Raw genomic sequence first — 15,555 nt, 5'->3', positions numbered from 1 at the left:
TGGTGAACCAGGATCAGAAGATCGCCGGCAACGACATCAAGCTGGGTATCCCGACTAAGATCCCGAGCGGCTCGGGTAACAAGGTTAAGCCGACAAGCCCTTTGCCTCAGGAGACACCACCGGTCGTAACAAAGACTCCTGTAGTAACGCCCAAGACCTATCCAAAAGGCATTGCGTGGGAAATTGATATGTCTCCCCCAAAACCACCCAAAACCTATCCAAAAGGTATTGCGTGGGAGATTGATATGAGCCCGCCTAAGCTGGAGGTCGTGGGGACGAAGATGAAACTTAACCCTCAACCAGTGAAGCCAACTGTAAAACCAGTAGTGAAGCCTGTGAAACCTGTGACACCGATAGATCTGGACGTCGTGGATTCGACGATCAAGCCGCCGGCTGTGCCAGCGAAGCCTGGTCCAAGCAGAGGTCGTAACTTTGACTCGGTAGAATTTAACGAAGTTAAAAAGGCGATGAGTGCCGTCAACGTCAACGATAAAGCGGGATTGGCTAAACTCCAGAAAAATCCAATCAAGATTAATCTAGACAATAAAGGTTATCTGGATGCCAATGGCAAGCCAAGGGCGCCAATCGTCATTAGCAAACCGAGCGATATGGAAAAATTGCATGGCCAGGTGATTTACACCGGTGCACGGAATAAAGGGCTCGAACTGCCGAAAGGCGTGGGTGAGTCGACAAAACTTTATCTGGACGTTAAAAAAGAAAACGGCAAATACTCTGTGAAATATCAATCGAAGCCGCCGTCGGGTCCGGTAGCCAACAACGACGCTCCGACTTTTAAAGCTTCACCAGCACCGAAATCCACGTATAAGACACCGGTGTTCGGATCTAACGCAAGTGGCAGCGCCGCCAAGCCGGGGACAGTAACAGCTAAGAATAACATTCAGGCTAAGCCTGCGAAAACCACTCCAAAGCGGACAGCGAAAGTGGCACCGTTGGCGGACAATAGTGGTTCTACACAGGCACCGCAGCCGTCTAAGGCGACGAATCCGAAGCGGACCGCTAAGGTAGCGCCGATGCCGGACAATAGCGTTGCGTCGCCGCATGATTCGGCTTCTATTGCAAAGAATGGCGGGATGAAAAATCACCCATCCAAGGGGGTATTTGATGATTTTGACGGAAAGTCAACAACCGGGGGCGTTCCCAAAAACTTTGTAGAAGCGGCACGTCAAGATACGGGGGAGCTCAATGGATTGACTTCCCAGAAAGCAACTATGTTATAAAACGTGAGGTAGCAGCTGGTCCGGTGTTTATACTAAACAAAAAATCTGCTGACTCTCCAGCAGAATCAGTGACAACACATACGGATCTATCTACAGCATCAAAAACAGACACATCCTAGATTCATTAGTGATGTGACAGCTTATTGATAAGCACCATTGCACGCGACAACTAGCGCGGTGAGTCTGTGGGGAGCTCACAGATTCGCCGCGTTTTAATTGGAATTTTAGTGCGCCATGTGCTTGCCTAATGCACAAGTGCGTACCGCACGGCTTTTCGTAACTTGCACTAGGATTTGTTATGCTCGACTATATTGCTTTAGGGTTGTTATGTTTTGTTGGCATAGTGTTGTTTTATGGGATAATCGTATTGCACGACATCCCCTACGACATTGCCAAACATCGTAATCACCCTCATCAAGATGCCATTCATGCTACCGGCTGGGTTAGCCTCTTCACCTTGCATGTGCTTTGGCCGTTTTTATGGATTTGGGCCACTCTCTACAGAGAGGATCGTGGGTGGGGTTTCAGTAATAATGCCTCCTTACAAAACCATGTTTTGAATTTAGAGCTTCAAGTCAACGCTCTCCATCAACGGCTTGCTCAACTTGAGGAGGTTTCACAACTGGAGACCACTCCAGCCGCTGTCAATTCGACCATGAGTGATTAACATGGATCTGCTGCTCGTTCTTATTTATTCGGCCTTTTGCGTGGCCGTGTTCAAGATTTTTCGCATTCCGCTGACCAAATGGACAGTACCCACCGCCGTTTTAGGCGGTATCGTCCTCATCGGTAGTTTGATTTTCACCATGAACTATAACCACCCTTATTCGGAAGTGACGCGCTCGTATTATGTCTCCATTCCGATCGTGCCCGTGGTTACGGGTCAAGTCATCGAAGTCCCCGTCCAGACCAACCGACCGCTAAAAAAAGGCGATGTGCTGTTTCGCCTTGACCCTGTGCCGTTCGCAAATCGACTCAAATCAATCAAGGCTCAATTAGTTTCGGCGCAAAGCGATCTTTATCGCATTAAAGCAATGACCAAACACGGCTTTAGCAATGAGCACGAATTGGATACGGCTACAGCGCGCGTTGAAGATTTGAGCGCACAGCTTGATACGGCGCAATATGAACTGGACCATACGATTATTCGCGCCCCGGCCAATGGGTTTGTTACCCAAATGTCACTGCGTCCCGGAATGATCGCCACGCGTGTTCCATTACGACCGTTGATGGTATTTATACCGGATGAAGATTATTTCCTCACGGCCTGGATGCGCCAAAATAGCCTGTTACGCTTGACCGTAGGCAGCGATGCGGAAGTCGCCTTTGATGGTCTACCAGGTAAGGTCTTTCAAGGTAAGGTCAAAAATGTGCTGACCGTCATTGGCGAAGGTCAAGTCCAAGCATCAAGTACCTTGGTTAGTTCTCCCGGGGCTACCCCACCGGGTCGCGTCCCGGTGGTTATCGAAATTACCGACCCTGCGTTCACCTCCTATCGCAAACAAATGCCAGGGGGCGCTTACGGTCAGGCCGCTTTATACAGCGAGCATTTCCATCATGTCGCAGTGATGCGTAAGATTCTTCTGAGAATGGCCTCTTGGATGAATTATCTTTTTCCTTTCCATTGATCTTGGCAGTAGCCTGCTTGGCAGCATAATTGTAGGGGGCCAAAGCCGGCCTTGGTTTTGGTGACGTGCACAGGCAGGGGTGAGCTCACTACGCATAATCGGCGTACGCTGCGCAAACGCCCTGTAGGAATGTGGTGCCGTAATACCCCCTTTGGTTAGAAACTAGGGTTGGTGAACATAAGGTCGCTAGCGTCACTTAGGTATTTGGATAGCAATAGGTGAAGGATTTCCCTACAGGCAGGCTCTTCGTAAAAAGGCCTAATTAAAACACGTCAACGACTCAGCTGTCGGGCGTATCGGCAGCCCCGTGCTCGTTATCTGAGTCAGATCACTTTTTCGTGTAGTTTTGGCACCCCATTTCGAAGAGTCTAAATAAGCGCCGGACCCGGTGCGGTGGAGCCATGTGTTTATGACCAATGCGAATTGGCCGGCGAGCACGGGTGCACCACACGGAGTGAATTCACGCAAAGGGAGTGTGATTTGGCCAGAATATTGATTGCAGACGATCATGCCGTGGTTCGAATGGCGGTACGCCTGTTACTTGAAAAGGGTGGACATGAAGTAGTGGCAGAAGCGTCGTGCGGACTGGAGACGGTTAGGCTCGCACGCCAATTGACACCGGACCTGGTGATCCTAGACATAGACCTGCCAAGGCTAGACGGCTTTGGTGTATTGCAGCGGCTACGTTCCGAATCCGATCGCATGAAGGTCATCGTATTTTCGTGCCTGGATTTGGGGCGATACGCCATTCGGTGCTCCAGAGCCGGCGCACACGCATTTGTGTCCAAGGACGGTGATTTACCCGAGTTGTTGAGCGCCGTTCAGATTGTTCTCGCTGGATATACCCTTTTTCCAACCACAGATTTTTCTTCGGTTGATACCTCTTCACGCTTGGCCTCCGAAGAGATGTTAATGAAGTCTCTGTCTGACCGAGAGTTGACGGTACTACGTCAATTGGCCAGTGGGCGGCGCGTCAAGGACATCGCCCAGGAGCTGATGCTCAGCGAAAAGACCGCCAGCACGTACAAAGCTCGGCTCATTATCAAATTGCAAGTCGCTAACTTTCTCGAGTTGGTTGACTTTGCTCGGCGTAATCGGGTGATTTGATTTTTGCTCACCCGATCACTGTGGCAACCTAGTAATTTTTTTGCTTGCAAATAGCGCCTTGCTGCAAACATTGCGGCACGGCGCTCCTCCCTTGCGTCGTGAGATAGCTTACGAGTGTCAGACAGGCGATCTACGGTAAGCTTCAAGCCACCTCCAGGACCCATTCGGCGGCTCGCTCAGCAATCATGATTGAAGCCGCATTGGTGTTGCCACCGATGAGCGTGGGCATGATAGAGGCATCCACAACCCTTAGCCCGTGAAGGCCATGAACACGCAATTGATGGTCCACCACTGCGTCCTCGCCTTGGCCCATGCGACAGGTGCCCACGGGGTGATAGATGGAATCGGTCCGCCGTCGGAGCAGATTGATTAATTGCTCGTCGCTGCCGGGATCAATGCGGTGCATATTCTGCAGACCAAAGCGGGCCAAGGCCGGCTGCTCAATGATTTCTCGCGCCATGCGATACCCCTTGAGCAATGTTTGCACATCGTCTTCGTGCCCCAAAAAGTTGGGATCAATACGGGGCGCAGCGCTCGGATCGGCCGATAACAGACCCACGCTACCGACACTCTTCGGCCGTAACACACAAACGTGGCAGCTAAAGCCATGCCCCCAATGCAGCTTACGGTTATGGTCGTCGAGCATGCTGACAACGGAATGCATCTGGATGTCAGGGCGGGCCAAAGCCGCGTCGGTTTTCAGGAAAGCGCCACCTTCAGCAAAATTGCTCGCCAGTGGACCACGCTGGTGCATCCAATACTGGGCCGCAGCCGCAGCTATTTTGACGCCACCTGCAACGGAATACCCGATCAGTGAGTTGTCAGTGGCTTTGTAGCAGAGCACCAGGTCCGGATGGTCTTGCAAATTCTGGCCGACACCGGGCAATTCGTGCAGCACCGGAATACCTTGTGGCTTAAGCTCGGCATGCGCACCAATGCCCGAGAGCATCAATAATTGCGGACTACCAAACGCACCGGCACTGAGCAACACCTCTTTGCGTGCCTTCAGGATATTGGTGCGATCTTTATAGCGGATCTGCACTCCGGTGGCCTGTTTGCCTTCCAGCACAATGCGCTCTGCGTGGGTACCGGTGAGCACGGTAAGGTTGTGACGTGAGTCGCGCACCGGTGCTAAGAAGGCGCTGGCCGTACTCCAACGTCGACCATCGCGGATGGTCACATCGTACGCGCCAATCCCTTCTTGGTTGAGTCCGTTGAAGTCGCTGTTGTAGCGATGGCCTGCCTGTTGTCCTGCTTCAATAAAGGCCTGTGTGGCCGGATGCACGTCGTTCTGGCCGACATGCAGCTCACCGTCCGCACCGTGAAAATTGCAGGCTCCGCGGTGATTCGCCTCACTTTTGCGAAAGTAGGGCAACACGTTAGCAAAGGACCAACCGGCATTGCCCAGCGCGCCCCAGTCGTCATAGTCACTGTGATGACCACGGATGTACACCATGCCGTTGATCGAACTACTACCGCCCAACACTTTGCCCCGTGGTTGATAGCCGATACGCCCGCCCAAACCGCGTTGTGGGACGGTGTCATACGCCCAGTTAACATGACGAGTGGGAAGAATGACCGCCACACCGGCGGGCATGTGGACCAAGGGTGAGCGGTCTTGGGGGCCCACTTCCAGCAGGCAAACGGAAATGCTGGGGTCAGCACTAAGACGGTTGGCCAGCACGCACCCGGCCGAACCGGCGCCAACGATGATGTAGTCAAATTCCATAAAATGGCTTCCAAGGAGTGGGTTGTCGCCCTGGATTTTTCGCGATGCCCATGACATAAGCTTGACCTTTGCCGACAGAAAATTGATCTTGGCCGACATGGACGCTTTTATTCGAACGACCTCCTTCTGCGGCTTTCATGAACTTGTGACCAAGCTGGGTGGTAACCCCGCGCAGATGCTGCAGCGCTTTCACATCCAATCCCAATTCCTTCAGGAAGCGGACGCCACAGTGCCCCTACGCTCATTGGTCGAACTATTGGAGTACGCGGCTCGTGAATTGAACTGCTCCGACTTCGGCCTGCGCATGGCGGAATATCAGAATTTACAAGTGCTTGGGCCGATTGCCGTGATGGCTCGCAATTCGGCGAGCGTAGAACATGCGTTAAGAGATATTGTGCGCTTTATTGGTTACCACAGTTCGGGCATTGAACTCGACCTGGATTTGAGTCTCGCTCAGTCTCCACGCCTTATCATTGGCCTTCGGTTGCCCAGTCTATTGCCACAACGGCAAATGCTGGAGTTGGCCATGGGGGTGGCATACAAGGCGATGAAACTGCTATGTGGCACCCACTTTAGGGCTCAGGCAGTCTTATTGTGCGCGGTCAGCGGACTGCCAACGGCGCACTACCGCCGCTATTTCAAGACCGAAGTGTGTACGGGACAAAGCTGCAATGCGCTGGTGATGACCCAGCAGCAGTTGAATCAGGGGATCGAAGCGCAGGACCCAAACGTACACCGAACACTGGTGCAATATTTTGAACACGTCCATGGCCACAGCACCGTTGATTTGATTGGTCGAGTGCACCGTGTGGTGTCGCGTCTGCTACCGACCCAACAGTGTCGCTTGCCCATTATTGCCCAGCACCTGGGTATTCACGAGCGCGCCCTGCAACGCCAACTTGCCGAGCGTCAGCAACGATTTGACCAGATACTCGATAAGATCCGGCGTGAGCGCGCCGATTACTATTTAAAGGAGCAGAGTATCCCGATCTCGCAAATTGCCGGAATGCTCGGCTATAGCGAGCAAAGCGTGTTCAATCGCGCTTCCCGCCGCTGGTTTGCGGCGACGCCTGGCGAACGGAGGCGTCAATTATTGGCATTGCCGCTTCTGTCCAATGACTGATCGAAAGGGACCTCAAGCGAGTGAGCCCCAGCGACGTCCTTGTGCGCTGGCGGCGCGGTTTCCCAGTGCGCCGCGACTCAGCCTGCAGCAGGCGGAATACGCGGCGTGCCTAGCTTATTGCTTAGTGCCAGGTACCAGTTCAAACGCCGGCGTAAACGGCGTGATGGCATCCATTATTTTCAGATGTTGCCGATCGCCTTCCACTTGCGCCTTGCCGTCTGCGACAAGCTGCTGAAAGCTGGACTTGTTGGCCATTAAGGCTTCGAGCGCCGATCGATCGACAGTAATGCTCAGGTCTGGATTTTTAGCTTGCTGCCCTTTGATGCTGGTTAAGGTCGAATTGCTCAACTCAACGACAAACTGCTCACCGTTGTCGGGCGTTTTAAGATTCAAAACAAAGTGTTTGTCTGCGACTTTACTGCCGTCCAAGCGGATACCTAGGTCTTCAAGCCACAACTCCGTGCTCATGGCGCGGATAATGTCAGGACCGGTGGAGTTTGGCGGTACCCCCTCAGGCATGCCGTGGCGTAATTCATAGGCCGCCGCAAGGAAGCTGTTGCGCACTCCGGCGCTTTCCTTCTGATAACCGACTTGTTCGTAGACGTCCGCCAACAAATCTTTGGCCTGGCTATTTTTCGGTTCGGCGTACACCAATTTATTCAAAATCTCATAGGCTTCGCGGTATTTACCCTGATCGAACAAGCTTTGGCCCTTGACCAGAATCTTTTGGGCGCCGCCCATCATCTCGACATACAGCGGCGCTGAATCCTTGGGGGACAGCGGCATCAGCGTCGCCGGATTGGCATCCCAGTAACCCAAGTAGCGATTGATCACAGCGCGACTGTTGTGTTCTTCCGAACCGTGGTAGCTATGGGTTGCCCAGTTGTTTTTCAAACTTTCCGGCAACTTGTAGACGTTGTGGATTTCATTGATGGTTACGCCCTGATTGGCGGCATGTAGCACGGCATTGTTCAGGTTGGCATACGCATCGCGCTGGGCGCGCATGACTTCCTGAATCCGTTCGCTGCCCCAGCGCGGCCAACTATGCGCGGCGAACATAACCTCAGCCTGTTGTCCGTAACGATACAAGGCATTGTTGATGTTCTTCGACCACACCAGTGGATCGCGAACCAAGGCGCCGCGAAGGGTGTAGATGTTGTGAATGGTGCCGGTAATATTCTCGGCGGCCCAGAATGCCTTAAATTGCGGGAACCAGGTGTTCATCTCGGCGGGCGCTTCGGTACCTGGCGTGTTTTGGAACTCCATTTGCACACCATCAATGGTCATATTCTCAAAATCTTTGTCGATATACCGGTTGGGTTCGATCAACCCCATATCGCCGATGGCGGTATTTTTACCAATTGCCATATCGACGTGCCCGTAAGGGCTATGCGGCAGCAACATGCCGTATTGGAAGAACGCACGTCGGTTCATGGCGGTGCCTGCATAGACGTTCTCGGCTACCGCATGCTCCATAAACCCTTTGGGGGCAATCACAGCCACTTTTCCACTGCGCACATCGGCCTCGTCGACCAAGCCGCGAATGCCACCGAAGTGATCAGCATGAGAATGGGAAAATACGACGGCAACCACTGGACGCTTGCCCAGCTGCTCATTAACGAAGGCCAAGGCGGCTCTGGCTGTTTCCTTCGACGTCAGGGTATCGAAAATGATCCAACCCGTATCGCCTTTGATAAAGGTGATGTTCGCCAAGTCAAAACCGCGGACTTGGTAGATTTTGCCGGGCACTACCTCATATAGCCCATAGGCCATATTGAGGACAGCTTGACGCTGAAGCGAAGGGTTGATGCTGTCGTAATCTTTTCCGTCTAGGAGAAAATCATAACTGCCCATATTCCAGGCAACGTTCCCGGCATCGGCCATGATCTGTTTATAAGGTGGAGCTGCAATAAACCCTTTTTTAGCCTCTGCCAGGTCTCTTTGGTCAGCAAAGGGCAGAGACTGTCGCGCTGCATTTTGCAATTCGATGGTGTAGGACGAAGGTGCTTTACCTTTGCTGTCGAAGTGCACATTCGGAGTCGAGGTCGAGTCACCACTACTAGCCGTGGTGTCGGCAGCGAAGACAGCAGGGCAGAGGCCACTGCCAAAAGTCATTACCAAAGCTATTTTGAGGGTCTTGCTAAACATGAGTTTTCCTTTGCCAAAAATCTGCTAGAAGCGTCAGCCTGCCGTTTGCGCGGGTATCAACATCGGCAACTTGACCTTGCAGCAGATTATTAACATACTCATTTTATAACGAGAAATTCTAAATTCCCCATAATGAATAACATAAAGGTTATGAGATGACGCCTTGGCGCCTCCGTCAATTTTTAGCGCTGATTGAATATGCCCATTTTGGCCGAGCCGCTAAGGCTTTGGGCGTTTCTCAGCCCGCGCTGAGTAAAAGCCTCCAATTACTCGAGCGTGAGCTTGGAGTCATCTTGTTCGACCGACGCCGGGAAGGCATTAGGTTGACTGCGTTTGGCGAACTACTTCGAGAGAAAAGCCAGCATCTCTTGATGGCAGAAGAAGATTTGCGACGTGATCTTGCCTTGCTCGCGCGGGGCGGAAATGGCTCGCTCAAGGTAGCGCTTGGTCCGTATTCAAGCATCACCAGTGGTTTTGCTAGCATTGCCCGATTGCATGCCTGCCATCCACAAATAAAAATCACCGCGCATGTGAGCGGCTGGGCCGATGTGGCGCATCAAGTTGCTACCGGAGAGGTTGATTTAGGAATTGCCGAGATCAGCGCATTACGCGGGAGAGAGGAGTTCGCCTGCGAACTGGTGGGTGAGCACGTGGGCCGATTATTTTGTCGCCCCGGGCATCCATTGCTTGCACAGCGCTTGTCTATGAACGTGGCGCAAACACTCGATTATCCTTGGGTAGCGTCGCGCATTCCGCTGCGACTAGCTTCGCATTTGTTGCCGGCTACCCTGGGCTGTGCCGGTGTTTACGATGTGGCAAATGGGGATTTCGTGCCGGCGATTGAGATCAACGTACCAATGCAAATGAAGGCCTTCGTCGAGAACAGCAATGCTTTGGCGTTGGGTTACCTGTCGACCTTTGAGCAGGAGTTAGTGGCCGGTGAAATCGTCGCCTTACCTCTTCAAGATCTGACGCTGAAGACTCATTATGGCTTCATCCATCTTAAAGAGCGGTCGTTGCCGCCTGCGGTCCACCTGTACATGAAGGAAGTGCGGACGATGGAAGAACAGATCGGTCAACGTGAGCGCCATTTGGCCCATTTAATGGGGCTGCCAAGTGATACTCCGTAACGCCCTTAGGCCAATAGCCAAATAGAAACGCCAGACATCGCTGCGGACCTCACCTGTTCCGTTCTCTGGATGACTATCGTCCTGCCCCTCCTGTAGTGAGCCATTGGCCGCGGAGGATGTCACTCATTGCGCAGGCGACAAACCAGCTAGCAACTTCAGTAATTCCTTACAGCTCCGCCAATGTCCTGACTCTTAGACTGACACATCTTGAGCCTCCCACCGGACTTGCAGCAGAGCCGAGGTTCCTTTGAACGACAATGGGACCACCTGGGCCTATTGCAGGATCCTTCTGCTGCTGGAGTAACATGATGCAGACCATTACTACCAGGCCAGTGCGCAAAACTGTTCGAGCCTTTCCCTCGCAAAAGACACTATCAGCGAGCACGAGTTTCCAGCAGGGCGTCTGCCCGCCTTATGAGGAGCGAATCGAATATTGGTTGGAATATTTCCAACAACTCCAACAAGGACCCGCTGTACTGTTAAAGATGGATTTGGACGGCCTTCTTGAACACGAAGTGCGAGCTCGCTACATCCGCAATGATGAGACTTCGCGTCACGCCCTCGAACGACAGGTCCGTAAATTGACTGCCATGCAGCGCGCACTTGTGGCCCTGGGCAACGACAAATTGGCGCCTTTTCTTAATGATGTACTCCGACAGCTCGTACAGATCGTAACTGATTCAACCCTGATGGCATTGAGGAATGACTAATGGCGATCAATCATTCAGTTGCACGCTCATACAACGAGCGGCCTGACTATTGGCAACAATGGTTCTCCACCCTGGCCAAGGATCCTAATGGGTTGGCCGTCTGGCGGGTCATTTTTGAAGACGTAGACGTCTGTGAGTATAAAGTTGAGCCTAACGAGAGCCAACGACATGCAAGACGGCGCCACCAACGCAAACTTAAAGCCATGCAAATCGCCTTGGCCGAGCTGCAAGCACCAGAATTTGAAAGCGTGATGAAAAACATACGCCACCATCTCTGGCAATAAACGTGGTATACAACATAAGCGCCAGGCGCATCTGCCTGCAGTATTGACATCAACGTTTGTCTTCAAGACTTGAGCATGCCGCCACTGAACTGGCGCTAACATGCAATTAGAAAGCCTATGTAGAAAATCGGTTCGCTGGTGAGCATCCCATCCTGCACACTCACTCCGACCGGTAAGTCTACTGCACTGACTTCTTCAGTTCGGTGTCAGGACCGCAGAGGGGAAGCACTTGACGTGTTATCCCCTCGAATTCTGCATGCTTCACCTTATCAAGAGATGCCCACGGCCGGTGATCTTCAACTGGAGGCCGACTTTCGTGAGCACTGGCTAACCGTATCAAAAATCTCAAATGCTGGCAGAGGGGCCTCCCACCGAGTAAAGATTTTCAACGGACAGTTGTTACGGCTGAAGTTGTCAAGATCGATGAAAAAAAGCTCATTGTCCTTGCGGTAGAACTCGAGCATTGTTGCCTGTGCCTTCGATGTACACGCTCATACCCTTACTCAATGCCGGATTGATCGGCTGAGTAATCGAAACCAACACACCGCTAGTAACCCGTACGATGATCTGCTGGGCCTCTTGTGGCTGATCGTACTTTTTCTTCTCGACATAGTTGCCGCCTGCTGCCCCCGCAAGTGCGCCGGCAACCATGGCGACATCCCGTCCGGTACCACGTCCAATCAGGCTGCCAATCCCAAGCCCGCCCAGACCACCGAGCACGGCACCAACGCCACTATCATGATTGGTCTGCATTTGGGTCAGCATTATTTGCTCGATCTTCCCTGAGCGTATTTGCACTTCACCCGCACCGCCTTCGGTGGAGCCTACGGTGGAACAGGCTGTGGTAAGGACGGTCAATGCAGTGATCATCAGCCAAGACAGAATCATTTTCATCATTACGCACCTCTTGCTAGGACGTCAGTGGTCATACCGGTTTGTTGCGTTCTTTCATGAATTTGCAGTTATGACGACAAAGCCTCCCCGTCACATGTCGATAACGGGGTCGCATGAGTGGTTGCGTCAGGCACGGTCCCGAAGGGACGTTCGATGCCCCCGGTTTACAGTACCTGCCGTGCGCGATGCGATCTGGAGCATCGTGCCCAACGGCACTTTAAAATCGCCAAGTCATGTTGGTGTTCAGGCTTTGAATCCAAGCTTTGTCAAATTGCCCGGAGATTTGATTGCCCGATATTGTTTTGCTCTGCTCCACCGGCATGTTACCGAGCCAAACCAAGGCCCAGCTCACGTTAACCTCAGTGTCCCGATTCAAGGCATAAGTGGCGCCTGTTCCAAGGCGCCAGGATTCACCCATGGGAACAATGACGCTACGATGGCTATCGGACACGGCACTGCTGTCGTAGGCCATACCGACATTCCATAACCATTGTTCGGTGGCTTGGTATTGCGCACCGAGGGACAGGTGCCAAGTGTCCTTAAAACCAGCGTCCACGGTCGTTGATTGTGAGCCTAACGCGCTCGTATCGACCTGCACGCCAATGTCGCCAAATTCCGACCAGTCCTGCCAGTTTGCCGAGGCCAATAAGGCCCATTGCCGGTTCAATTGCTGGAACAGGCTCAAGGTCAGCGTTTGAGGCACCTTCAAGTCGAGTTCCGTCTTGGTATTATTGATCCGATCAAGCACCGGCCCCTGGCCCTTGACGTCGAGCCGATCTTCGAAGTCCAGATCGATTTGACTGGTGTAAGCCAGACCAATGCGTGTGCCAGGTTGCGGGGCATAGATCACCCCGACGTTGGCGCCATAACCCCAAGTGCCATCCTGGTACTTGTATTGACCATCTGCGCGATCGCTGCCGCCCAAAGGAGAACGATCAATGGCCGTCTGCGCCTGCAGCATACCGTACATTGCCTTAACGCCTAGGCCCACCGACCACTGCTCGTTAAAGCGATAGGCCACGCTGGGCACCAGCGACAACCCGAGCAAACTTGAGTTTTGAGCAAAATAACGTCCGGACCAGTCGTTGTCATAATTGATTGCCAGGCCGAAGTCCCCGTAAGCTCCAAAGCCTACGCTCCAATGATCGTCAAGCTCATGACTGATGAAAAAGCTGCCGCTCGGCAGTGGGTCGAGCGCGTTACCACTGCCGCTGCCGGACACATTGCTACCAGAATCACGGTCAAAGGTCAGATCGCCGTAGATCACCTGCAAACCGCCGGAGATTTGCGTTCCGGATAAATAGCTCATGCCGGCCGGATTGCTCGCAATGGTTGACGGGCCTTGGGCACGAGCCGCAGCGCCGGCATTAGCCAATCCGGCGTTATCGGTACCGATTTCATATAACAAGATACCGCCGGCCCAAACGGGCGAACTGCATAGCGCAAGCCAAGCGAGAACAAGCAGAACTAAGGGTCTGATGTACATGGGTAAATTCCATTTTCAATAAAAAAGCAGGGGGTTATAGAGGTTACTTGGGAAACAACAGGGTTAACGCCACTCGAAATCCCCAACCTTGAGCACCATCTCGCGGACTCTCGACCCAGTATCGCGGCCCGACCTGTAGGCTCATGGGCTGCCGGCTCACCTTGAACAACTGGTTCACGAAAAGGTTGATGGGAACTGACCATTCACGGGCCTGCCAATCGTATGTAGATTCCGTATTGATGCCGTAGGTGGTGTAGGTCTTGGTGGTGTAACTAAAAAACGGTTGAGCAAACGTTTGATTGACCTTGTTTTTGTCATCTGGCGGACTGTTATCCAGTGTCCAGAGGTGATTGGCGAGAATACCCCGGGTCCAGCCATCGCTCTGTTTGAGAGCAACCGCTGTGGGGCCGGCCGCCCATTGCTCAGCGCTTAGCCGCTCATCACTGCCGGAGGGGAGTAACAGCGCGGGACCAGCCCCCCAAATCCATCCGTTTTCAGTCGGCTGCTTGGGCGAAAAAAACAAGCTCTGCGTAATATCCCCGACGCCGGATGAATCTTGGGCCCCACCCGGGCCCAAGCCATGCTGATCAACGATCGGTAAAATGGTGCGGGAAATGAGGCTCCACTCGTCATTGAGGCTAAAAGGCAAAACCGGCTGGATATTCGTGACGCTTTGATAACCATCACTTCCAGGCTCCAGTTTTTGATCCCAGTTGTACTGAATCGGCAGACTGTAAAGAGCGGCGACTGGATTAAGCGATTGCTTGGCCAATTCTGCCTGGTTGTCAGCAAGCCCGGTTTGCGACCAACTGATCGCCAGCATCATCAGCGACACACATGGATAGCCTTTGCGCATATGCAGCTCTCATCCCGATGGGAGATAGAGAAATCCAAGTAGGCCTAAGCGAAGCGGCCAAATCTGTCAGAGCCCGTGGGCTTCCGACAACGACGCGCCGCTCGGCGCTCAATGCGTTTGCGGCGGATAAATGACGCGCCACTCCTTAGCCATATCCACGACCGTCCAATGCCTGCTAAGCGCTTCGTCCAACGCCTTGTCAAGCTTGCCGACTTTCGAGTCCCGGTCGTAGGCCCATTCCCGCTGTGCATCCGTGTGATGCACTAAACCCATAAAGCGCTTGCCAGTACCCGCAGCGGTCCATTGCAACATTTGCTGGTCACCGTCAGAATTACCAAAGGCAAAAATCGGACGACGACCAATCACCGCTTCAATACTGACCGGCTTGCCAGGGCCATCGTCGTTTTGGGCGATTTTAGGTAGGCGCATGATCAGCGGCTTGCCACCGTTATATTTGTACTCGCCGTAGAAGGAAGTGCCGATCACTTGTTCGGGAGGAATGCCATAGACCTTATCTGTCCAAGCGCGCATAAAGGCCACTTCGCCCCCGGAGACGATATAGGTTTTAAAGCCGTTTCCTCGCAGATAAGCGAGTAACTCCAGCATGGGTTGGTAGACCATTTCGGTGTAAGGTCTATGAGTCTTGGGGTGAACTGCTTGGGCCATCCAGTTACGGACGTTAGTCAAAAATGCTTGTGTGCTAATGCCAGTGTGAGTGGCATAAATAATTTTCAACCACCCCTCGTTACCACTGTTAGCCAAGGTCTTAATGTCGTTCTCCAACACCGCCTTGAACGGTTGCTGAGTTTTCCATTCGGGATGCTGCGGCGCCAAACGTTTGACCTCAGCTAAAGCGAACAGCATTTGAAAATACACCGGCTGCTCGCTCCATAACGTTCCATCGTTATCAAACACGGCAATACGCGCCGCCGGGGCAACAAAGTCCTTGGAGCCTTTGGTCGTGACTGCATGGACAAATTCAATGATGGCGCGTCGGGAAGAGCCGTCTTGCCAAGAGGGCAATGGTTCGGCTGCTTGCAGTAGCAACGGCCACCATAAGATTAGCCAGAGCCAACGCAGGAATGGACGAGTTAATACAGTTCGGTTCATCACTTTATCCTTAAAACCGGGTGAGCCCGTGGGCCAGAAATCATCCACCGCTTATGGTCGGCGCTGAGCATCGACCAACCATTACGTGGGACGGAGGTCGGTGTCCTGCGCA

13 protein-coding genes and 1 pseudogene are annotated in these 15,555 nt (G+C 53.0%); 8 read left to right on the top strand and 6 right to left on the bottom strand.

Annotated features, from left to right (window positions below; translation table 11 throughout):
* The 4 genes and pseudogenes from D8U73_RS29515 to D8U73_RS14885 form a co-directional block, all read left to right on the top strand.
* Nucleotides 1-1,238: pseudogene (locus tag D8U73_RS29515) on the top strand (hypothetical protein); the annotation flags it as partial.
* A 298-nt stretch (nucleotides 1,239-1,536) separates the two neighbouring features.
* Nucleotides 1,537-1,905, top strand: coding sequence for a DUF3302 domain-containing protein (locus D8U73_RS14895; RefSeq protein WP_130904920.1), 369 nt, complete (start codon nucleotides 1,537-1,539; stop codon nucleotides 1,903-1,905).
* A gap of 1 nt (nucleotide 1,906) precedes the next feature.
* Nucleotides 1,907-2,866, top strand: a complete 960-nt coding sequence (locus tag D8U73_RS14890) for an HlyD family secretion protein (RefSeq protein WP_130904919.1) — start codon at nucleotides 1,907-1,909, stop codon at nucleotides 2,864-2,866.
* A gap of 480 nt (nucleotides 2,867-3,346) precedes the next feature.
* Nucleotides 3,347-3,973, top strand: a complete 627-nt coding sequence (locus D8U73_RS14885; RefSeq protein ID WP_130904918.1) for a response regulator transcription factor — start codon at nucleotides 3,347-3,349, stop codon at nucleotides 3,971-3,973.
* Between the two features lie 142 nt (nucleotides 3,974-4,115).
* Here the strand turns inward: D8U73_RS14885 and D8U73_RS14880 are convergent, their stop codons facing one another.
* Nucleotides 4,116-5,702 carry a choline dehydrogenase gene (locus D8U73_RS14880; RefSeq protein ID WP_130904931.1) on the bottom strand — a complete coding sequence of 529 codons (1,587 nt, stop codon included), beginning with the start codon at nucleotides 5,700-5,702 and terminating at the stop codon, nucleotides 4,116-4,118.
* A gap of 61 nt (nucleotides 5,703-5,763) precedes the next feature.
* Here D8U73_RS14880 and D8U73_RS14875 point away from each other — a divergent pair, with 61 nt between their 5' ends.
* Nucleotides 5,764-6,825: an AraC family transcriptional regulator gene (locus D8U73_RS14875; RefSeq protein WP_241667750.1), complete on the top strand. Its 1,062-nt coding sequence runs from the start codon at nucleotides 5,764-5,766 to the stop codon at nucleotides 6,823-6,825.
* 114 nt (nucleotides 6,826-6,939) lie between these two features.
* On the opposite strand, the gene D8U73_RS14870 is transcribed toward D8U73_RS14875, so the two are convergent.
* Nucleotides 6,940-8,973, bottom strand: a complete 2,034-nt coding sequence (locus tag D8U73_RS14870; protein WP_130904917.1) for an alkyl sulfatase dimerization domain-containing protein — start codon at nucleotides 8,971-8,973, stop codon at nucleotides 6,940-6,942.
* A gap of 155 nt (nucleotides 8,974-9,128) precedes the next feature.
* Between D8U73_RS14870 and D8U73_RS14865 the strand changes: the two genes are divergently transcribed.
* From D8U73_RS14865 to D8U73_RS14855, 3 genes are all read left to right on the top strand, one after another.
* Nucleotides 9,129-10,103: a LysR family transcriptional regulator gene (locus tag D8U73_RS14865; RefSeq protein WP_130904916.1), complete on the top strand. Its 975-nt coding sequence runs from the start codon at nucleotides 9,129-9,131 to the stop codon at nucleotides 10,101-10,103.
* Nucleotides 10,104-10,408: 305 nt separating this feature from the next.
* Entirely contained in the window at nucleotides 10,409-10,813 is a 405-nt protein-coding gene (locus D8U73_RS14860; RefSeq protein ID WP_130904915.1) for a hypothetical protein, read from the top strand.
* A complete protein-coding gene (locus D8U73_RS14855) occupies nucleotides 10,813-11,097 on the top strand; it encodes a hypothetical protein (RefSeq protein WP_130904914.1) in 285 nt (94 codons plus the stop codon). Before D8U73_RS14860 ends, D8U73_RS14855 begins: the two co-directional genes overlap by 1 nt.
* A 435-nt stretch (nucleotides 11,098-11,532) precedes the next feature.
* Here D8U73_RS14855 and D8U73_RS14850 read toward each other — a convergent pair whose 3' ends face one another.
* From D8U73_RS14850 to D8U73_RS14835, 4 genes are all read right to left on the bottom strand, one after another.
* Nucleotides 11,533-11,991: a glycine zipper 2TM domain-containing protein gene (locus D8U73_RS14850; RefSeq protein ID WP_130904913.1), complete on the bottom strand. Its 459-nt coding sequence runs from the start codon at nucleotides 11,989-11,991 to the stop codon at nucleotides 11,533-11,535.
* A 217-nt stretch (nucleotides 11,992-12,208) separates the two neighbouring features.
* Nucleotides 12,209-13,477 (bottom strand): outer membrane protein transport protein, encoded by a 1,269-nt coding sequence (locus D8U73_RS14845; protein WP_130904912.1) that lies wholly within the window; start codon nucleotides 13,475-13,477, stop codon nucleotides 12,209-12,211.
* A 43-nt stretch (nucleotides 13,478-13,520) separates the two neighbouring features.
* Nucleotides 13,521-14,303, bottom strand: a complete 783-nt coding sequence (locus D8U73_RS14840; RefSeq protein WP_241667751.1) for a transporter — start codon at nucleotides 14,301-14,303, stop codon at nucleotides 13,521-13,523.
* Nucleotides 14,304-14,441: 138 nt separating this feature from the next.
* Nucleotides 14,442-15,443 carry an HAD family hydrolase gene (locus D8U73_RS14835; RefSeq protein ID WP_130904910.1) on the bottom strand — a complete coding sequence of 334 codons (1,002 nt, stop codon included), beginning with the start codon at nucleotides 15,441-15,443 and terminating at the stop codon, nucleotides 14,442-14,444.
* Nucleotides 15,444-15,555: the final 112 nt, after the last annotated feature.

Source organism: Pseudomonas sp. Sample_22 (genome assembly GCF_004307635.1).
GTDB lineage: Bacteria > Pseudomonadota > Gammaproteobacteria > Pseudomonadales > Pseudomonadaceae > Aquipseudomonas.
This window is presented reverse-complemented; position numbering and strand designations above follow the sequence as displayed.

Excerpts from the sequence above, each read along its gene's own strand:
- D8U73_RS14895 (WP_130904920.1), top strand. The coding sequence starts at position 1,537 with ATGCTCGACTATATTGCTTTAGGGTTGTTATGTTTTGTTGGCATAGTG.
- D8U73_RS14890 (WP_130904919.1), top strand. The coding sequence starts at position 1,907 with ATGGATCTGCTGCTCGTTCTTATTTATTCGGCCTTTTGCGTGGCCGTG.
- D8U73_RS14880 (WP_130904931.1), bottom strand. The coding sequence starts at position 5,702 with ATGGAATTTGACTACATCATCGTTGGCGCCGGTTCGGCCGGGTGCGTG.
- D8U73_RS14870 (WP_130904917.1), bottom strand. The coding sequence starts at position 8,973 with ATGTTTAGCAAGACCCTCAAAATAGCTTTGGTAATGACTTTTGGCAGT.
- D8U73_RS14865 (WP_130904916.1), top strand. The coding sequence starts at position 9,129 with ATGACGCCTTGGCGCCTCCGTCAATTTTTAGCGCTGATTGAATATGCC.
- D8U73_RS14860 (WP_130904915.1), top strand. The coding sequence starts at position 10,409 with ATGATGCAGACCATTACTACCAGGCCAGTGCGCAAAACTGTTCGAGCC.
- D8U73_RS14855 (WP_130904914.1), top strand. The coding sequence starts at position 10,813 with ATGGCGATCAATCATTCAGTTGCACGCTCATACAACGAGCGGCCTGAC.
- D8U73_RS14850 (WP_130904913.1), bottom strand. The coding sequence starts at position 11,991 with ATGAAAATGATTCTGTCTTGGCTGATGATCACTGCATTGACCGTCCTT.
- D8U73_RS14845 (WP_130904912.1), bottom strand. The coding sequence starts at position 13,477 with ATGTACATCAGACCCTTAGTTCTGCTTGTTCTCGCTTGGCTTGCGCTA.
- D8U73_RS14840 (WP_241667751.1), bottom strand. The coding sequence starts at position 14,303 with ATGATGCTGGCGATCAGTTGGTCGCAAACCGGGCTTGCTGACAACCAG.
- D8U73_RS14835 (WP_130904910.1), bottom strand. The coding sequence starts at position 15,443 with ATGAACCGAACTGTATTAACTCGTCCATTCCTGCGTTGGCTCTGGCTA.